Here is an 18,168-nt window from a genome sequence, read left to right on the forward strand (position 1 = left end):
TATGACGCGTTAGCGTCGCATCCGGCACAATAATTCCATTACGCTCACTGGCGCATACGCTGATGCAGCGTTAACGACGGTTTCTCCGCAAACAATTGCTGGTAGTCGGTGGCAAACTGCCCTAAATGCCAGAATCCCCACTGCATGGCAGCCTCTTTGACCGTCGGGTTTTGCGACCACGGGCTTATCAGCTCGCGACGCACGGCGTTCAGACGAATACGTTTTAACCAGGCATTCGGACCAATACCAAGTATCGTATGAAAGGCGTTCTGCAACGTCCGGCGGCTGACGTACAGCTGATTACACAGGTCGAGTACGGTCAGCGGCTCAGACATATTTTCCAGCACATATTCGTGCGCTCGCGACAGCAAGCGGCGATAGCTCTGATGACTGATGCTCTCGGCCGTGATCATCGGCTGCGCTTCTTCCAGCATGGTGCCCATCGCCACCAGCAGATTATCGCCCAGCACTTTGCGTACCGCGGGTTGATGGAGGTGTTCCGGGTTCTCGCTAAAGGTCGCCAGCGCCTGCTGCACAAAGCCCCATAGCGCGGCTTTATGCTGTTCTTTCACTTCCAGCGCCGACTGGTTACGCAGCATATGCAGCACCTTGTCCGGGTTATGCAGGAAATTGGCCTGACGGGCAATGGCCTCTTCTGAAATAACGACCCCCAGAATGGTGTAATCATCCGGCGTACTCAGTTCAAACTCCGTCCCGCCCGGGCGGGTGGCAATTTCAGCGTTACCCAGACACTGGGTGCCAATAAATCCCTGTTCGCCGCGCGTGGCCGGAATACCAAACCAGAAGGAGTTCGGCCAGACCAGACACGACTGACGCAGCGCCAGTCCGGTGTATTCACGGAACACCTGAATATCGTCGAGCAGGATTTCCGTGAACTCGCCATGAAATTTTCCCGGATGCAGCTGGTCGTAGATCTGCTGCCATGCGGTAATCGTCAGCGCATGCTCATACACATCCGTTGTTCGCCGCTGGTGAACGTTGTCCACCTCCACTTTCGGCGTAAGTTTAACGTTTTCGGGTAATGCTTCATGATAAAGATGGTGCAGGTCGGCAGTACGGTTCTTTTTCATGATCTTTTAAGCCGGAAGCTTCAACGAAGCCCCGGCCCTCCGACTGATTAATTTTTTAAGCGGTAGCGACTACTGCGTTTACGCAACACTCCGTCAGAAAAGAGCTGTTCCAGCGCCTTTCTGGCTTCATCAAGTGACCAGCCAACGTGGGCAGCCACTTCCCCTGCCGTCATTCCTTGACGGACCGATGCCAACAGCGTCAGAAGTTGCCCGGAGGATTCAGGCGTCAACGGGACATCCTGCGTCTTCTCTGCTTTAGCGTCTGCTTTCACGTCTGGCTTCTGTTCTGGTTTCTTCGGCTGGCGCTTAAAACCGCCGATCAGCCACTGGGTGTCCTCGTCCGGCCGGCCTATTTCCTTACGGCTGATAACACGGCCTGTACGCGCTGCGGCGGCGCTGCCAGCATCAAGCGCTGCGCGGCACGCCGCCAGATCGCCTTCCACCACCAGCGTTAACCGGCCAGGATCGAGCACTTCGTGGCTGAGCAGACGCACGTTCGCGGCTTTCAGCATGGCATCCGCCGCATCCACGGCAGCCACCATGCCATCCACTTCCAGTAATCCCAGTGCATTGATCATCACAACCTCTCTTACGCGCGCTGGACTGGATGACGGGCAATCTCCAGAACGGCGTCGGCAAAGGCGTTACATGCGGCTTTACACGCGGCCTGGCTCCCGGTCAAAAACGCAGCTGAATAGTTGGTTTCTGACGGCGGCGGGACATAGGTGACCAGTTGAACATCGGCAGATTTCAGTGCTGCATCAATGCCCACTGTCGCTTCCAGTGGCGGTGCCACCAGATACGCCATCGGATCGCCAGGTCGGCATCCTGCGCTAGCCGAGAGATAGGACCCGGTACGCGAAACGACATGCGCCAGGAAAGCGGTATCCTCGGCATCATTCGCCCACTGGAACGCCGCACCGCTTTCAATATGGGCTACCATCGCGTCCAGACCTGCGCGAACTTCGGCCGGGTTTGGCCCTCCGAGCATAATCAGGACTTCGCCGGAGGTTGGAGAGGGACTGTGCGCCGCACCGGCATACAGCGAGCGGCCATAAACCACCTCGACCATGGCCTGTTTTGTCGCTTCGTCTGCGGCAATGTACGCCACGTCATCAGAATCGACTGTGATGAGTCCGAGGCTGCGTATCTGTGGCGGTAGTTTAAGTTCACGGGCAAAACCGTCATTTACCGAGGCAATCACGCGCATGGCGGTGACGGAAGGTCTGATCAAATCTAATGCTGGCATGATGCCTCCTTAACGGGTCATATTGATGCCGGATGCTTTTTGCTCCAGCATGCGCCTGGCCAAATCCACAATCACCGCCGCCGCTTCAACCGGTGGCGTCCCGCCCTGGTGAATGTTCGAGATACAGGTACGGTCAGCTTCAACGGTCGTCGCCACACGTGGTGAATAGATGGCGTAGCAGGAAAGGCTTTCAGACTGGCCAAGGCCCGGACGTTCCCCAACCAGCAGGATCACCGCTTTCGCGCCCAGCAATTCGCCAATCTGATCTTCGATTTTCACGCGACCATAGCGAACAAAGAACGGCGTCCCGACCTTCAGTCCGGCCTGTTTTAAGCCCGACAACAGCGGCGGCAGGATCTCTTCGTAGTTGGCGGTGATAGCGTCAGTCGACAGGCCATCAGAGATAATCACCTGCACATCCGGGTTCATTACACACTGTGATTTCAGCGCTTCAATGGCTTCCGCACTCAGACGACGCCCCAGATCCGGACGTGTCAGATACAAGTTTTTGTTACTGATTTCCGAGCGCACTTCCAGCAGCCCCTGGGCTTTTACCCACTCTTCCGGCACTTCTTTCAACACGGTATCTTTCGAACGCGAGTGGTCCGCCAGGAAACGCAGGAGCGCCTGGGTGCGCGGACGTGGACCGGCACGGCCAGTACAGACACGCGCGGCGGTGCTGCGACGCAACTCGGTCAAGACCTCTGGACGGTGCGGATCCTCAACGCCAATCCATGCTTTGGCTTCTGCTGAGCCTAAGTCCATCGCACAGCTTTCATCCGTCGGCGCGGCGCTTTGAGTGGTGCTGGATTTTGCTTGTTCTGACGGCGTCTGAGCCTGCGGCTGCGGCTCCCCCATCGATGCCATCACGCTACGTACAATGTCTTCAATCTGCTTTTGATCCATGATGTGTCATCCCCGCGTCATCAAAAGAACAGTGACGGATCGCCCGCCCGTTTGGTCAGGCGACCGTTTGCCATAATGCCCATGGTTTCCAGCCAGCGTTCAAACTCCGGCGACGGCCGTAAATTCAGCAACTGACGGACGGTGGCGGTATCGTGAAACGCGGTGGTCTGATAGTTGAGCATGATGTCGTCACCGAGCGGCATGCCCATGATGTAGTTGCAGCCAGCGGTGGCGAGCAGAATCATCAGGTTTTCGTTGAGGTTCTGGTCAGCATCAGCATGGTTGGTGTAGCAGCAGTCGCAGCCCATTGAAATACCGCTCAGCTTACCCATAAAGTGATCTTCCAGACCCGCGCGAATAATCTGACGGTCGTTGTAGAGATACTCCGGCCCGATAAAGCCCACCACGGTGTTCACCAGGAACGGATCGTAGTGCCGCGCCAGCCCATAGTTACGTGCTTCCATCGTCACCTGATCGGCACCGAAGTTCGCACCTGCCGAGAGCGCAGACCCCTGCCCGGTTTCGAAGTACAGGCAGTTTTCCCCGGCGATGCGGTTGAACTCAGCGCCCACTGCGCGTGCTTCATCCAGCATAGCCAGCTCAACGCCGAACTCTTTTAAGCCTTTCTCGCTACCGCAGATACTCTGGAAAATCAGTCCGCCCGGCGCGCCGCGACGAATCGCTTCGATCTGGGTGGTCACGTGTGCCAGCACGCAGCCCTGGGTCGGGATGTTGAATTTGTCGATGACGCCATACACGGTATCGAGGACGCGGCTTAAGTTGTCCACGTCATCCGTTACCGGGTTAACGCCGATCACCGCATCGCCCGCCCCAAAGGACAGCCCTTCGTAGATTTGTGCGGCAATACTCTGCACGTCATCACGGGTGTCGTTCGGCTGTAAACGGCAGCTGAAGGTGCCCGGCAGACCGATGGTGGTGTTGGCCTTTTTGATCACCGGCATTTTCTTACCGCCGTAGATCAGGTCCGCGTTAGAGCAGATTTTTGCTACCGCAGCGACCACTTCTGACGTTAACCCTTTGCGCGTAAACGCAATATCATCAACGGAGGTTTCATCGCTCAGCACGTACTCGCGCAGTTCGCTGATGCTCCAGTTTTTGATGCGGTTATAGGCCGTTTCGTTGACGTCATCCTGAATCAGACGCGTCACGCAGTCCTCTTCATAGGCAATCACCGGGTTATTGCGGATATCCGCCACCGTCATTTCCGACAGCACCTGCTTGGCCGCCACGCGCTCCTGCGAACTGGTTGCAGCAACCCCTGCCAGCACATCCCCCGAACGCAGTTCGTTGGCTTTTGCCAGCACCTCTTTAACATCCTTAAACTGATAAACATTGCCGAACAATGTGGTCTTTAGTTTCATAAGTCGTTCCTTCAGGAAGGAAATGCGAGTGATTTCACCGTAACCGGCACAACCGATCCGCCAAAAAGAGGCGTACCTATGTCGATATAGTCCCCCGCCCGGACAACCACCTCATCGATGACCGCCAGCGGGTGTTGCTGTAAATGCGGGCGTAACAGCATGCCCAGGGCTTTACCAAAATCCTGCTCGGCGACCACCAGCAGGGGATGCGGATTCGGATAGCGCGCGACAAAGGCCAGCAGCGCATCAATCACGGTTAACAACGCGGCATAGCGCACCGGCAGCGAACCGGGCAATGCCAGCACGTAAGCGTCCGTTTGCGGATCCAGATCGAGTTGCATCAGCGCTTGCTGCCAGGCGGCGACCAAATCAGCCTCATCAACCGGGATCGCCACCGGCAGATTGCGCAGCGGAAGCGCCACGCCTTCTAACCAGATAGTGCTGCCCGAAAGCGACAGCGTATGCGCACCAGCGCCAATCACCGTGGCGCGCACGGTTTGCGCCGGGAACTGCACGTTCATCTCACGCAGGCGCGGATGTTCATGCAGCGCCGTCGCTAACAGCGGCCCGATATCGGAAAAACAGAAAGGATCGGCAGGTTGGTTGCGGTAGCACTCGCCCACCCCACCGGACAACGTAATCACATCCGGCTTCACGCCAGTTGGCAGCAGACCGGTTTGCATCAGCGCCTGCGCCAGCGGTGACAGCGTGCCGTCAATCACCTCCACAATCAGCGCCGCCATCCGTCGGGCCACCTCAACAAGTTGCGCCGCATTGAGGGTTCGGGCATCAGTGCCCGGACCCCATACGTCATCAACAATCCTCTGTCCCGGCGGATGCGCATGCGCCACTCGCCCCTGACCGTCCGTTTCAAGCAGCCGTCCGCCAACGTTCAGGCAGGCCGAACCGCTGACCTTTCCGGCATCGAACAGAACGTAGTTCGACGTACCGCCACCGATGTCGATATTCAGTACGCGGCACACCTTCTGCTCCGAGAGGGTTTGAGCCCCCGCGCCGTGACCGGCAATCACCGATTCCAGATGCGGACCGGCGCTGGCAACCACAAAATCCCCCAGCGACTGGGAGAGCGCCATCACCGCCGGTCGCGCATTGCGGGTTTTGGCACTTTCTCCGGTAATGATGATGGCACCGGAATCGACGGCCTCAGGTTTGATCCCCGCCGCCTGATACTGGGCGAGGATCAGCGCCTTAAGTTCGGTCTCTTTCAACCCGCCCTGCTTATCAACGGGGGTAAAGAACACCGGGCTTTGCCAGCTAATTTCGCGTTTGATGAATTCGTAGCGCGGCACCTGCGACACTGCCGCACGGTTGACCAGTTCAAGGCGCGAGAAGATCACCTGAGTGGTGGTGGTGCCGATATCGATACCGACGCTCAGTAGCTGGCGAGTATTCACGATTGCGTCTCCAGGTTGGTTTCTACGTCTGCTGGCACATCTTCATCTTTCGGTACCAACAGCATAGCCACCCCAATCGCCGTCACGCCGCCAATCAGCTTGCCGACAATCATCGGGAAGATCATCGCGTTCATGTTGGCAGCGGCGAAACCTAAGTGGTCACCCAGTGCGAAGGCCGCGGAGACCGCAAAGGCGCAGTTGATCACTTTGCCGCGGGTATCCATATGCTTCATCATGCCGAACATGGGGATGTTGTTTGCCAGCGTCGCGACCATGCCCGCAGCCGCAATGTTATTGACTTTTAACAGGTTACCGACGCTCATCAGCGGTTTTTCAAACCAGCGAGTCAGCAGCAGTACCATGGGGTACGCACCGAGCAGCACACAGGAGATAGAGCCGATCACTTCGATGGCGCGCATCACTTCACCCGGCTTGTCTCCCGGTGCCATGAAGATAGGATCAAGACCTGGAATCAGCTCCCAGCCGAGCAGGAATTTGACAACCGCTGCCGCCAGGCCGAGGGTGATCAGCGCCACCAGACATTTCGCGAAGATCTGGAAACCGTTGATCATTTTTTCCGGGATGAATTTCAATCCCAGCGCCACCAGCACGGCCACGATCAGCACCGGGATCATGTTCATCAGGATCAGCGCAAAGGTGAACTCCACCGGTTGCCCGTTGATTTCGACGCCGGAGTACATCGCGACCAATCCCCCCGCAATGCAGCCAACTGGAATGGTGACAATACCGGCCAGCACGCCCAGCGCCAGATAACGACGGTCAGACGGTTCAATAATCCCCAGCGCAACCGGAATGGAGAAGACCAGCGTCGGCCCCATCATCGCGCCGAGGATCAGGCCAGAATACAGCCACGCCGCAACGTCGCCGCCCGCCAGCTCTTTCGCCAGGAAGAAGCCGCCCATATCGCACGCCAGCAGCGTTCCGGCAAACATCGACGGGTTCGCGCCCAGCATTTCGTACAGCGGAATAATCACCGGCCCGAGCACATGCGCCAGTACCGGTGCCAGCGCGGTCATACCGACCATCGCCAGGCCCAGCGCGCCCATCGCCATAAAACCTTCTTCAAACTGGCCGCCCGCCCCCTCAATGCTCTTACCGAACTTACCGAGGAAGCGCGCCGAACCGCCGAACTGCGACAGGATCCTGTCCACGGCGGCAATCAGCATAAAGAACATCATGATGTACATGATGATTTCGTTAATTCCCATAGCCCCTACTCCCTGTCATTTGTGATTTGTAGGCCGAATAAGACGTTTACGTCGCCTCCGGCACTCACGCCGTGCTATTGCCGGATGGCGGTGCGAGCACCTTATCCGGCCTACAGGCATTACCCGGCAGCCAGGTACAGGTCGATAATCTGTGCCTGCGTGGCGGTGCGTGGGTTACTGCGTATACAAATATCCTCCAGCGCGGCCTGAGCCCATGCGCTGTAATGCTCGGGTTTTGCCCCAACGTCAGAGAGTCGTTTGGTCTGGCCCACTTCGCTAATCAGCTCGCTGACAGCATGGATGGCATCGCGGTCGTCCGACTTTTTGTTGGTTAACGCCCGTCCGATATGGCTGAAGCGCTCACGACACACCAGGCGGTTGAACCCCATTACCGTGGGCAGCAGCATGGCGTTAGCCTGTCCGTGCGGGATGTGCAGCGCAGCACCCGGCTGGTGCGCCATCGCATGACACAAACCCAGTCCCGCACTGGAAAACGCCATCCCGGCCATACAGGAAGCCAGCAGCATACTTTCCCGCGCCGCCAGATCCTGTCCGTAGCCGACGGCCTTCGGCAGCGATTGACCGATCATCGCCATCGCGCCGATCGCCAGGCTGTCGGTAAACGGCGTCGCGTTCAGTGCGCTATACGCTTCAACGGCGTGCGTCAGCGCATCGATCCCGGTCATCGCCGTGACGTGTGCAGGCACACCTTCCGTCAGCGCGGCGTCAAGGATCGCGACATCCGGCATCAGTGTTGCATGGGCCAGCACTTGTTTGAGTCCGGTCGCGGCGTCGATAATCACCGTGACGTTAGTGGTTTCTGAACCGGTTCCGGCAGTAGTCGGTACGGCAATCAGCGGCAGACGCGGGCGTAACGCGCTGCGCTCGTCCATGTCAGCCAGCGTCTGGGTGGGGTTGGTCACCAGCAGCGCCACTGCCTTTGCGGCATCCAGTACCGAACCGCCGCCGAAGGCCACAACGCCATCGCACTTCGCTTCACACAATTGCGCGACCGCCGCGCAGACGTCCGTGATGCACGGTTCGCCCACCGGACAGGGCCACAGCGTCATCGCCACGCCTTTCATCGCCAGGCTGCGCTCCAGTGCGGCGGTCATCCCCGCCTGATGCAGGAAGCTGTCAACCATGACGAACATATGCGTCAGTCCGCGCGTTTGTGCTTCCTGTCCGCAGGTACTGAGCGCTCCCAGTCCACATAACGTCACCGGGGGAACGCTAAACGTTTTTACGCGTTGCAGATTCAGGGTATCGAATGCCTGAAAGAGCGCGGTCTGCAATTCAGCTTGCATAGATTCCTTCCGCTTTTTCTTTTCCGCTATTAGCAATCGCCAGCGGGGTCATAAACAGGCTGTGCTGGGGTAAATGCACCTGCAGGTCCGGGAAACGATGACGGAACAGTTCATCAACGCCCGGCTGCATACAGGAGCCACCGGCCAGCCACAAGTCAGCGACGCCCTGTCCGGCAATATGGTGAGCCACGATTTCCGCCATCTTTTCGTAGACCGGCTTAACCACCGGCCAGATTTCTTTGCCGTTGCTACGCTTGTACTGCTCGGCTTCCTCCAGTTGAATGCGACGGTTCCCGGCCAGCGTCAGAGAAATGTGATGCCCGCCGGTCGCTTCATCGGCGGAATAGGTCACCTTGCCCCGCTTCACAATCGCAATCCCGGTGGTACCGCCACCGATATCCACCACGCCAGCGTTATCGAGCTGCAACAGGTCTGCCACCGCGGTCGGTTCGTCGAGCGCATGACTCACTTCAAGCCCGGCAGTCTCCAGCACGTTGATCGAAATTCGCGGGTCCGTTCCCGGTGGAAACGAGGTTGCCGCATGGGTAAAGCGGCAACCCAGCTGTTGTTCGAGCGTATCGAGATGGCGGCGAACGAGGGTCACCGCACCGAAGAAATCCCAGACGATGCCATCGCGCACGACATCGGCCCAGTCCAGGCAAACCGCAACCGGCTGTCCGTCGCTGTCGACAACCATCGACACCACATCACAGGTTCCCAAATCAACGCCCAGCCACAGCGGTGAATCGCTGGTAGCAGGGGTCTGGTTACAGAGCGTGGCCGCTTTTAGCAGCCTGGGTGTCAGCCAACGTTGTTCGTCGTGCGCCATCTCTTTGACTCCTTATACAATTCTGAAGGCGTCCACCAACACACAGCGACGCAGACGCACAAACGTACGCGCGCTGGTCACTCCTTCCCCGGTTGGCGTGGTTATGGTCATCGTGGTCCAGCCTTCGCCGCCGAGTCCCAGACCGGCAATACACGGTCCGTTCTTGACGAAAATGCTGGTATCAATGGCATTTGCCATGCGGTTCATGTTGTCGATATTGCGCGAATGCATCGCCGCCGTATGGTGGCAGCCGCCTTCAAGCCTGACCGCCAGTTCAATGGCTTCATCGACGTTGGCAACCCGTACGACTGGTAGCACCGGCATCATCAGTTCGGTGACGGCAAACGGATGCGTCGCTGAGGTTTCGACGAATAACAGCCGGGTTTGCTCCGGCACATTCAGCCCTATCGCCGCAGCGATTTTTCCTGCGTCGCGGCCTACCCAGTCGCGATTGACCGTGCCTTTACCGCGCTCATCGATATTTTTCAGCAGCACCGGTTGCACCTGTTCGGCCTGAGCCGCAGTCAGCTTCACCGCATGCTGGCTTTCCATCAGACGCATCAGTTCATCCGCGACGCTATCGACCACGATCAGCACTTTTTCGTCGGCGCAGATGATGTTGTTGTCAAACGAAGCGCCTTTGACGATCGACTGCGCCGCGCGCGCCAGGTCGGCCGTTTCATCAACCACCACCGGCGGATTACCTGCCCCGGCGGCAATCAGACGTTTGTTGGTGTGCTTACGCGCGGCATCCACTACGGCTTCACCGCCGGTCACTACCAGCAAGCCGATGCCTGGGTACTTAAACAGACGCTGGGCGGTCTCGATATCCGGATTGGCCACGGTCACCAGCAGGTTTGCCGGGCCACCTGCAGCAACCACCGCCTGGTTGAGCAGAGTGATAGCGCGCTGAGACACACTTTTAGCAGCCGGATGCGGTGCGAAGACCACGCTGTTGCCAGCGGCAATCAGGCTGATGGCGTTGTTAATGACGGTCGCGGCCGGGTTGGTGGACGGCGTCACCGAGGCCACCACGCCCCACGGCGCATTTTCAATCAGTGTCAGGCCGTTATCGCCGGTCAGGACCTGTGGAGACAGGCATTCCACCCCCGGCGTGCCGCGCGCCTGCGCCACGTTTTTGGCAACTTTATCTTCAACTCGTCCCATGCCGGTTTCTGTGACGGCAAGTTCCGCTAATTCTCTGGCGTGCTTTACGCCCGCCTCACGCACAGCCGCGATAGCCAGTTGGCGCATGGCGACGCTTTTCAGCGCCTGCTGAGCCAGTTTTGCTGCCGCCACTGCGTCATCCAGGGAGGCAAAAACGCCCATTTCTTGAACGGCACTGACGGGTTGGCTGCTGTCTTTCATTTTCAGCAGCACCGCTTTCACAACCTGTTCAATATCCTGTTGATTCATGATTTTCTGCCTTATTTATGGAAGATCACCTGACCACCCGCCACCACTTCATCGACAATGCCAATCACGCACAGATCGACAGGTGATGATTCGTTACGGTGCGCCTGGCGGGCTGAGCTGCCGCTGACCAACAGCACCCACTCGCCGTTTCCCGCCCCGATGCTGTCGATAGCAACAGCACATTGCCCATCGGGATTTCCGCATTCATCAATCATTTCCACCATCAGCAACTTGTCGTGTGCGAGCCCCTGATGACGTACGGTACAAACAATTTGTCCTGTGACGATGGCCAGTTTCATACGCGCCTCCGTGGCCTGTTTCAGGTAAAACCTCCCCCTGCCTTCCGCAGAAGGTCATGTGAAAAGGAGAGAGGATGACGCCAGCAATGAAGGTTGTGGCGTCACATCGACGACTTATATGTCGTTGCTGTCGCCTTTAAAGCCGATCGGGAACACGTCTTCCAGATCGCCATGCGGACGCGGGATCACGTGTACAGAAACCAGCTCGCCAAGACGCTGTGCTGCCGCAGCACCTGCGTCCGTTGCGGCTTTGCATGCCGCTACGTCGCCACGGACCATCGCAGTGACCAGACCGCCACCAATCTGCTTCACGCCAACCAGTTTCACGCGTGCCGCTTTAACCATTGCGTCAGAAGCCTCAATCAGTGCAACCAGGCCCCGGGTTTCAATCATTCCTAATGCTTCCATTGTGTTTTCCTCATAAAAGGGTCCAGAACGGGACCTAAACAACCAGTGTTTGCGAGGCGTTTTCACGACTCACATCAGTCTGGCGCGGCACGGCTGCCACTAACGCCAGCTCGATAATTTCCTGTACGCTACAACCGCGAGAAAGATCATGAAGCGGGGCAGCCAGCCCTTGAATCAACGGACCCACTGCACGATACCCTCCCAGACGCTGAGCGATTTTGTAGCCAATATTGCCGGCCTCCAGCGACGGGAAGACCATCACATTGGCATGGCCCTTTAACGGACTGGCGGGCGCTTTTAGTGCGGCGACCTCCGGAACAAAGGCGGCATCAAATTGCAGTTCGCCATCCACACTAAGCTGCGGGGCACGTTCACGAACAATCTCGGTTGCCTGCTGCACGTTTGCGACGTTGGGATGGCGAGCGCTGCCATTGCTTGAAAACGACAGCATCGCCACGCGCGGCGCTTCACCTGTGATCGCCTGCCATGTCTGCGCGCTGGCAATCGCAATATCCGCCAGCTGTGCGGCGGTGGGCTGCGGCACGACGCTGCAATCCGCAAACCCTAATGACGGCCCGAGGTACTGCGGCAGCATCAGGAAAATTGACGACAGCGTTTTACAGCCCGGCTGTAGCCCAATAATGCGTAATCCGGCGCGCAGCACATTTGCCGTCGACGACAGATTGCCCGCAATACAGACGTCAGCTTTGCCCGCGCTGACCATTGCCGCGGCGAACATCAGCGGATCGTTGAGTTTTTCCAGCGCATCCTCAGGCGTTTTATCTCCCGCACGGGCCCGCCAACGCAGCGCAAATTCTTCACGCATTGGCAGGTTGCTTTGCGGATCGATAACCTGAATGCCATCCATCGCCACCCGGTGGCTGAGGGCAAACTGGCGCAGCGTAAACGGACTGGCGACGAGAATGGGATGTGCCAGGCCCTGCTGGTGCAGGTAATTTGCCGCCTTCAGCACCCGTACATCCAGCGCATCCGGGAACACCACCCGTGCGGGCGAGCGCTGGGCGAGTTGACGAGCACGTTCAATGATCATGGCTTCTCCCCCAGTCGCTGTTGAATTTGGCTAACCGTCAGCGGAGGCTTCGCAACGCTTAAAATCATCATCACGTAGACCGTACTGGAAAGGCGGTTGAGCGCCTGCAGGATGTCCGGTCGCATAACGTCAAAACTACGGGTGATGAAGACCTGGGCCGCCACCGTCTCCGTTTCACGGACTTTGGTACGCAGCAGATTAAGCCACGCGCAATCACGTCCGTGGCTGGCTTCAGGCACCAGATGGTCGTGGTCCAGATAGCGCAGCGGCTGATGCGAAAGCCGATGTAAATCTTCGTCACTTAAGCCGACGATAGCTTGTGCTGCCAGCGGCTCGTCCATCGCGTCAGCGCGCATAATGTTGCCCAGGCGCGAACGGATATCCGCCAGCCACGGCTGCCATGGTTGCGCCAGCTCTATCTGCAACCACACAGCCAACGCGATGGTGCTGTCCAGCGCGGCGCGAAATCCCAGGCGCGGATCGCTTTTAGCGACCATCTTGTCCGCCGTCAGATGCGTCAGCGTGTCTGGTTTCTTCAACACCGGTTGATGACACAGTTCGCAGCTGGCCTGTGGAGACGTATCACTGCTGGTTAACCCATGCACCGGCTGCGGCTGCTGTTCTTCGTTATCAATAAACAGGCTGCCCTGCTCGTCGATAAACTTAATGCGCAGATGTCGGCTTTCCAGTAATTCCCGGGCAGACGGCGTCAGGCGAGCGTCAGCGGGGAGATGAATTTCAGCCCCTTCGCTGAGCGTATGATTCGCTCTGAGCCATGCTTCGGTAATGAAATCCTTCATACAGCCGCCTTAGCAGGACTGCCAGTTCGCAGGCCAGGCCACATACAGAAACTTCACCGTCGAGGGCGTACCAAATTCGATGCTGGAGCCTTTCGGGATAAACATCACGTCCCCGGCTTTAGCAATCAGGGTTTCGCCTTCGTGGCGAACGTGCAGCTCACCTTGCAGAATCATGTCGATTTCGTCGTAGTTCAGCGTCCAGGGGAAAAAGGCGTTATCCCACTGCATGAACCCGGCGGCCATACTGCTACCGTCCTGGTCGGTCACCAGATCGGTTAACCCCACGCAGTGCGGCTGTGCGCCGTCAAAACGACCCAACTTCACGCTACTCCCGTCGATGACCTTGACGCCGCCTTTGCCGGTCACCGAGTGAAAGCTCGGCTGCATTCCGCCTTGCTCCAGCGACTGTTTCTCCTTCATGACTTTTTCCATCAGTTGGGTCACCAGGCTTTCGGTAAACTGCCCTTCCGGTAACTGTGCAATGATGGTTTCGCGAAGGCGTTGGCTTTCCGTTTTGCCCTCGTCCACCGCAGCCGGTGCCGATTCCTCGCACTCGCTGAGGGTGACGCCCAGCAGCTCCGCCACTTCGCGCGCCTCCGGGGTGATAATGCTGGCGCGCAGAACAACCGACATTTCCTGTTCGCCGCGTGCGTGGGCCGCACGAATATCGTTAGCCGTGATAAGTTTTTTCACCTGCCCTTTCCTCCTTTTGGCTGAGCTCAGTCAGATAATCCACCAGGTGCTGCACGCTGCGCGGGTCATGGTTATTGAGCTCAAAAATCGGCTCCTGAAACCCCATCCCGCGAAGGAGTTGTCGCGTTACGGCGACGTCGGCATCCGGCATGTCCGTCTTGCTGATCACGGCGATTTGTCGTTTACTGGCGCCGATATCCAACAGCCCGGCAGGTAAGCGACTTTCTTTATCATTTGCCGCGTGTATATAAATCAACGTATCGACATCCTGCAGTGTGGTAATTAAGGCGTGATACCATCGCGGATGGCTAAAATATTCCCCTGGCGTATCGATATCGCCATTTTCATTAAATTCCACGGCCTGTGTTTTTCTGGCGAGAGAATAATTTCCCTGTAGCGCATTAAAGAGCGTTGTTTTCCCCGCCCCCACCGCACCGACAAACGCAATACGTTTCATCACCGCCTCTGATTAACTTTTTGTCAGATTGCACAAAGTGAAATTTAATAACCGACCCAAACCACTGACCGTTTGTAATAACGCTTCTTCTACCGCACCGACCGAGCCGTAGATAACCAGCGCGCCGCTGAATCTATCGAGAAAGCCAATATGTACCTCTGCCGCCTTCAGGGCTAAATCACCGGCAATCATCGCGGTTTCACCTGGTGTCAGCGTCATGATGCCGATGGCGCCTACTTCGGGAACGCCAATTTTTTTCGCCAGTTCCTCGCCGGGGTGCGCAATGAGATGCGCCAGCGTGACCTGTTTCCCCGGCACAAATTCCTGAATAATGCGTTCTTTTTCCATAGCTCACCGCCTCCGCTAAAAACTGCCCTCATCGTGGCGTTTTTTTGTCAGAGTAAATAACAAAATTCGGCAAGCAGGTTTAAAAGGTGAAGTGGATCACTAAGAAAGGGAAAATAAAAAGGCGCGGGAGAAATCTGCGCCGGGAATACAATTTCCGGCCAGAAGAAGGCAGCCCGGAGGCTGCCTTGAGTGAGTTTATTCAAGTCCGGGAATGGGTTTAGCCGCGCTTCATCCGCTCGGCTAAGGTTTCAACAATATAGGCATTGACCGACTGTTGCTGCTCTGCCGCGGCGAGGCTAAGCCGCTCACCAAAAGACTCGGGATACCGCAGGGTGAAGGTTTTCACTTTTTCATCCTGCTCAAATGGCTCAATGCCATTTTCACGGCAGTCTTCCAGATATTCAGACAGTGAAATCAGCCCTTCCGACTTCAGTCCTTCAATGCTGTCGGCCACAAAATCACAATACCCCGTTAATCCGAGAAATTTCCCGCGAAACATACTCAGCTCAGGGACATAGGTGATGATCGCCGACTGGCCGTCGATAACCATAATATTGAGGATAGTTGGTGTTTTGGTCATGGCTTAACTCCCGTGCTTTCCAGCCACTCTCTCAGACTGGCCACTGCGCCCTTATCGGTATCCGGTGACGGATGAGGTCGATGAAACCGGGCGATGCTCCCATTTAACAAGAGGCGAACTCGCGATCCACTGCCCTGCTTAATCTCACCACCCAGCGCAACAACCAACGCCTCAACAGACTTCCATTTAAGCCCGGAAGAGGTTGGCACGCGGAAAATTAACTCCAGCGTCGCACGGTGGCGTGTGCTAAGTGAAACAGTACTCTCGTCCATGAGCACATCCGTGATGTCAAATTATGAAGTCATAATAGCAGCCATTGAAATGAAGTCAATTGATGAAGTCTCAAAATAAAAAGCGCGGGAGAGCCCCGCGCTGAAAGAAAGGAAAAACGATTAAAGCGGCTGAGTCTGAGCCTCGACCACCGCCAACGCCACCATATTGACGATACGGCGAACTGAAGCAATCGGCGTCAGGATATGCACCGGTTTCGCCACGCCCATCAGCACAGGCCCTACCGTCACCCCTTCTGAACTCGACACGCGCAACAGGTTATAGCTGATACGCGCCGCTTCCATGTTTGGCATCACCAGAATATTCGCTGAGCCTTTCAGCGGACTGTCTGGCATACGTTCGTGACGAATGCTTTCCACCAGCGCCGCATCGCCGTGCATCTCGCCGTCGATCATCAGTTCCGGATCGCTGGCGCGCACCAGGTCGAGCGTGTTGCGCATTTTGGTCGCAGCCGGGCAGTTTGATGAACCGAAGTTAGAATGCGACAACAGCGCCACGCGCGGCTCAATGCCGAAGCGACGCACCGTTTCAGCCGCCATCAGCGTAATCTCCGCCAGCTGTTCAGGCGTTGGATCGTCATTGACGTAGGTGTCAGCAATAAAGGTGTTGCCGCTTGGCAGCAGCAGCGCGTTCATAGCGCCCGCGGTGTGCACGCCATCGCGATAGCCGAACAGTTGCTGAATCACCGTAAAGTGCTCGTGATAGTCACCGATGGTGCCGCAAATCAGGGCATCCGCCTCGCCGCGCTGCACCATGATCGCCCCGATAACGGTGGTATTGCTGATCACATGACGCTGCGCCTGCTCCTGGGTGATCCCTTTGCGCTTCATGATGGCGTAATACTCCATCCAGTACTCTTTGAAGCGCGGATCGGACTCATTGTTAACGATTTCAAAATCGACGCCCGGCTTCATCTGCAGCCCCAGTTTTTGCAGGCGCATTTCGATAACGTTCGGGCGACCAATCAGAATGGGCTTCGCCAGCCCCAGGGTGATCAGCTCCTGGGTGGCGTGCAGGACGCGAGTATCTTCCCCTTCCGCCAGTACGACGCGTTTTGGCTCTTTGCGCGCCTGAGAGAAAATCGGCTTCATGAACAGGTTGGTTTTATAGACGAACTCGCTCAGCTTCTCTTCGTACACAGCGAAGTCTTCAATCGGACGCGTTGCCACGCCGGACTCCATCGCCGCTTTTGCTACAGCTGGTGCGATTTTCACAATCAGACGCGGATCGAACGGTTTCGGAATGATGTATTCGGCCCCGAAGCTCAAATCTTGATCGCCATAGGCCGACGCCACCACTTCACTCTGTTCAGCATGCGCCAGTTCAGCAATCGCGTGAACGGCCGCCAGCTTCATCTCTTCGTTGATAGCCGTTGCGCCGACATCCAGCGCGCCGCGGAAGATGAACGGGAAGCACAGCACGTTGTTCACCTGGTTAGGGTAATCCGAACGCCCGGTGCAGATGATGGCATCCGGACGCACTTCTTTCGCCAGCGGCGGCAGAATTTCCGGTTCCGGGTTCGCCAGCGCCAGAATCATTGGCGCGCGAGCCATTTTCTTCACCATCTCAGGGCTCAGCACTTTCGGGCCGGAACAGCCAAGGAAGATATCCGCGCCTTCAATAACATCATCCAGCAAGCGTTTACCGTCATCTTCGACTGCATACGCCGCTTTGGTTTCTGCCATATTTGGCTCGCGGCCTTTATAGATAACGCCTTTCGAGTCGCAGACCACGATGTTGTGTTTCTGCATGCCGAGCGCCACCAGCAGGTTCATACAGGCAATGGCTGCGGCGCCTGCGCCAGAGACCACCATCCGCACGTCAGAAAGATTTTTTTCAACCACGCGAAGGCCATTGAGAATGGCTGCGGTACTGATGATCGCCGTGCCGTGCTGATCGTCGTGGAAGACGGGGATCTTCATGCGCTCACGCAGTTTCTGCTCAATGTAGAAACACTCTGGCGCTTTGATGTCTTCAAGGTTGATGCCGCCAAACGTAGGCTCAAGTGCGGCCACCACGTTGATGAATTTGTCCGGATCGAGTTCGTCGACTTCGATATCGAAAACGTCAATCCCGGCAAATTTTTTGAACAGTACGCCTTTCCCTTCCATCACCGGCTTACCGGCTAGCGCGCCGATGTTGCCTAAACCGAGTACCGCCGTGCCGTTGGAAACGACGGCTACGAGGTTGCCACGGGCCGTGTATTTGTATGCCGCTAGTGGGTCTTTTTCGATTTCGAGGCACGGGGCGGCAACGCCGGGTGAATAAGCGAGCGCCAGGTCGCGCTGAGTCGCCAGCGGCTTGGTGGGAGAGACCTGAATTTTCCCTGGGATCGGGAATTCATGGAAGTCGAGCGCGCTTTGTTTTAACTGGTCGTCCATTTGATGTTCCTTTCACGTATCGTTTTTGTCAGGAGA

20 protein-coding genes and 1 pseudogene are annotated in these 18,168 nt (G+C 57.1%); 1 reads left to right on the forward strand and 20 read right to left on the reverse strand.

The genetic code is table 11. The annotated features are described in order from the left end of the window. Positions 1-44 precede the first annotated feature (44 nt). The 17 genes from eutR to eutS form a co-directional block, all read right to left on the reverse strand. Positions 45-1,091 (reverse strand): HTH-type transcriptional regulator EutR, encoded by a 1,047-nt coding sequence (gene eutR / locus ACLW56_RS06355; RefSeq protein WP_330982953.1) that lies wholly within the window; start codon positions 1,089-1,091, stop codon positions 45-47. Positions 1,092-1,138: 47 nt separating this feature from the next. Then, positions 1,139-1,669, reverse strand: a complete 531-nt coding sequence (eutK, locus tag ACLW56_RS06360) for an ethanolamine utilization microcompartment protein EutK (protein ID WP_330982954.1) — start codon at positions 1,667-1,669, stop codon at positions 1,139-1,141. Positions 1,670-1,680: 11 nt separating this feature from the next. Further along, entirely contained in the window at positions 1,681-2,340 is a 660-nt protein-coding gene (eutL, locus tag ACLW56_RS06365) for an ethanolamine utilization microcompartment protein EutL (protein WP_330982955.1), read from the reverse strand. 9 nt (positions 2,341-2,349) lie between these two features. Beyond that, a complete protein-coding gene (gene eutC / locus ACLW56_RS06370) occupies positions 2,350-3,246 on the reverse strand; it encodes an ethanolamine ammonia-lyase subunit EutC (protein WP_330982956.1) in 897 nt (298 codons plus the stop codon). A 20-nt stretch (positions 3,247-3,266) separates the two neighbouring features. Then, positions 3,267-4,628 (reverse strand): ethanolamine ammonia-lyase subunit alpha, encoded by a 1,362-nt coding sequence (eutB, locus tag ACLW56_RS06375; protein WP_330982957.1) that lies wholly within the window; start codon positions 4,626-4,628, stop codon positions 3,267-3,269. Positions 4,629-4,639: 11 nt separating this feature from the next. Further along, on the reverse strand, positions 4,640-6,043 hold the full coding sequence (gene eutA / locus ACLW56_RS06380; protein WP_330982958.1) for an ethanolamine ammonia-lyase reactivating factor EutA: 1,404 nt from the start codon (positions 6,041-6,043) through the stop codon (positions 4,640-4,642). Then, on the reverse strand, positions 6,040-7,272 hold the full coding sequence (eutH, locus tag ACLW56_RS06385; protein WP_330982959.1) for an ethanolamine utilization protein EutH: 1,233 nt from the start codon (positions 7,270-7,272) through the stop codon (positions 6,040-6,042). Before eutH ends, eutA begins: the two co-directional genes overlap by 4 nt. 119 nt (positions 7,273-7,391) lie before the next feature. Continuing rightward, positions 7,392-8,579 carry an ethanolamine utilization ethanol dehydrogenase EutG gene (gene eutG / locus ACLW56_RS06390; RefSeq protein WP_330982960.1) on the reverse strand — a complete coding sequence of 396 codons (1,188 nt, stop codon included), beginning with the start codon at positions 8,577-8,579 and terminating at the stop codon, positions 7,392-7,394. Further along, positions 8,569-9,408 carry an ethanolamine utilization protein EutJ gene (gene eutJ, locus ACLW56_RS06395; protein WP_330982961.1) on the reverse strand — a complete coding sequence of 280 codons (840 nt, stop codon included), beginning with the start codon at positions 9,406-9,408 and terminating at the stop codon, positions 8,569-8,571. Before eutJ ends, eutG begins: the two co-directional genes overlap by 11 nt. 12 nt (positions 9,409-9,420) lie before the next feature. Continuing rightward, positions 9,421-10,824 carry an aldehyde dehydrogenase family protein gene (locus ACLW56_RS06400; RefSeq protein WP_330982962.1) on the reverse strand — a complete coding sequence of 468 codons (1,404 nt, stop codon included), beginning with the start codon at positions 10,822-10,824 and terminating at the stop codon, positions 9,421-9,423. An 11-nt stretch (positions 10,825-10,835) separates the two neighbouring features. Then, positions 10,836-11,123, reverse strand: coding sequence for an ethanolamine utilization microcompartment protein EutN (eutN, locus tag ACLW56_RS06405; protein WP_330982963.1), 288 nt, complete (start codon positions 11,121-11,123; stop codon positions 10,836-10,838). 114 nt (positions 11,124-11,237) lie between these two features. Continuing rightward, positions 11,238-11,531: an ethanolamine utilization microcompartment protein EutM gene (gene eutM / locus ACLW56_RS06410; protein WP_330982964.1), complete on the reverse strand. Its 294-nt coding sequence runs from the start codon at positions 11,529-11,531 to the stop codon at positions 11,238-11,240. A gap of 34 nt (positions 11,532-11,565) precedes the next feature. Continuing rightward, a complete protein-coding gene (gene pta / locus ACLW56_RS06415) occupies positions 11,566-12,582 on the reverse strand; it encodes a phosphate acetyltransferase (RefSeq protein WP_330982965.1) in 1,017 nt (338 codons plus the stop codon). After that, positions 12,579-13,382, reverse strand: coding sequence for an ethanolamine utilization cob(I)yrinic acid a,c-diamide adenosyltransferase EutT (gene eutT, locus ACLW56_RS06420; protein ID WP_330982966.1), 804 nt, complete (start codon positions 13,380-13,382; stop codon positions 12,579-12,581). The genes pta and eutT overlap by 4 nt, the downstream gene beginning before the upstream one ends. Before the next feature lie 9 nt (positions 13,383-13,391). Beyond that, positions 13,392-14,075 (reverse strand): ethanolamine utilization acetate kinase EutQ, encoded by a 684-nt coding sequence (eutQ, locus tag ACLW56_RS06425; protein WP_330982967.1) that lies wholly within the window; start codon positions 14,073-14,075, stop codon positions 13,392-13,394. Continuing rightward, positions 14,053-14,532 (reverse strand): ethanolamine utilization acetate kinase EutP, encoded by a 480-nt coding sequence (gene eutP / locus ACLW56_RS06430; RefSeq protein WP_330982968.1) that lies wholly within the window; start codon positions 14,530-14,532, stop codon positions 14,053-14,055. The genes eutQ and eutP overlap by 23 nt, the downstream gene beginning before the upstream one ends. A gap of 12 nt (positions 14,533-14,544) precedes the next feature. Beyond that, positions 14,545-14,880 (reverse strand): ethanolamine utilization microcompartment protein EutS, encoded by a 336-nt coding sequence (gene eutS, locus ACLW56_RS06435; protein WP_330982969.1) that lies wholly within the window; start codon positions 14,878-14,880, stop codon positions 14,545-14,547. A 134-nt stretch (positions 14,881-15,014) separates the two neighbouring features. On the opposite strand from eutS, the pseudogene ACLW56_RS06440 reads away from it, so the two are divergent. Then, positions 15,015-15,101: pseudogene (locus ACLW56_RS06440) on the forward strand (hypothetical protein); the annotation flags it as partial. On the opposite strand, the gene ACLW56_RS06445 reads toward ACLW56_RS06440, so the two are convergent. The 3 genes from ACLW56_RS06445 to maeB all read right to left on the reverse strand — a co-directional run bounded on the left by ACLW56_RS06445 (position 15,098) and on the right by maeB (position 18,132). Further along, positions 15,098-15,460: a type II toxin-antitoxin system HicB family antitoxin gene (locus ACLW56_RS06445; RefSeq protein ID WP_330982970.1), complete on the reverse strand. Its 363-nt coding sequence runs from the start codon at positions 15,458-15,460 to the stop codon at positions 15,098-15,100. The pseudogene ACLW56_RS06440 and the gene ACLW56_RS06445 overlap by 4 nt on opposite strands. Beyond that, positions 15,457-15,732, reverse strand: a complete 276-nt coding sequence (locus ACLW56_RS06450) for a type II toxin-antitoxin system HicA family toxin (protein ID WP_330982971.1) — start codon at positions 15,730-15,732, stop codon at positions 15,457-15,459. The genes ACLW56_RS06445 and ACLW56_RS06450 overlap by 4 nt, the downstream gene beginning before the upstream one ends. A 120-nt stretch (positions 15,733-15,852) precedes the next feature. Beyond that, entirely contained in the window at positions 15,853-18,132 is a 2,280-nt protein-coding gene (gene maeB / locus ACLW56_RS06455) for an NADP-dependent oxaloacetate-decarboxylating malate dehydrogenase (protein WP_330982972.1), read from the reverse strand. Positions 18,133-18,168: the final 36 nt, after the last annotated feature.

The sequence above is a fragment of the Pantoea sp. sgz302252 genome, from assembly GCF_047713085.1.
Lineage (GTDB): Bacteria > Pseudomonadota > Gammaproteobacteria > Enterobacterales > Enterobacteriaceae > Scandinavium.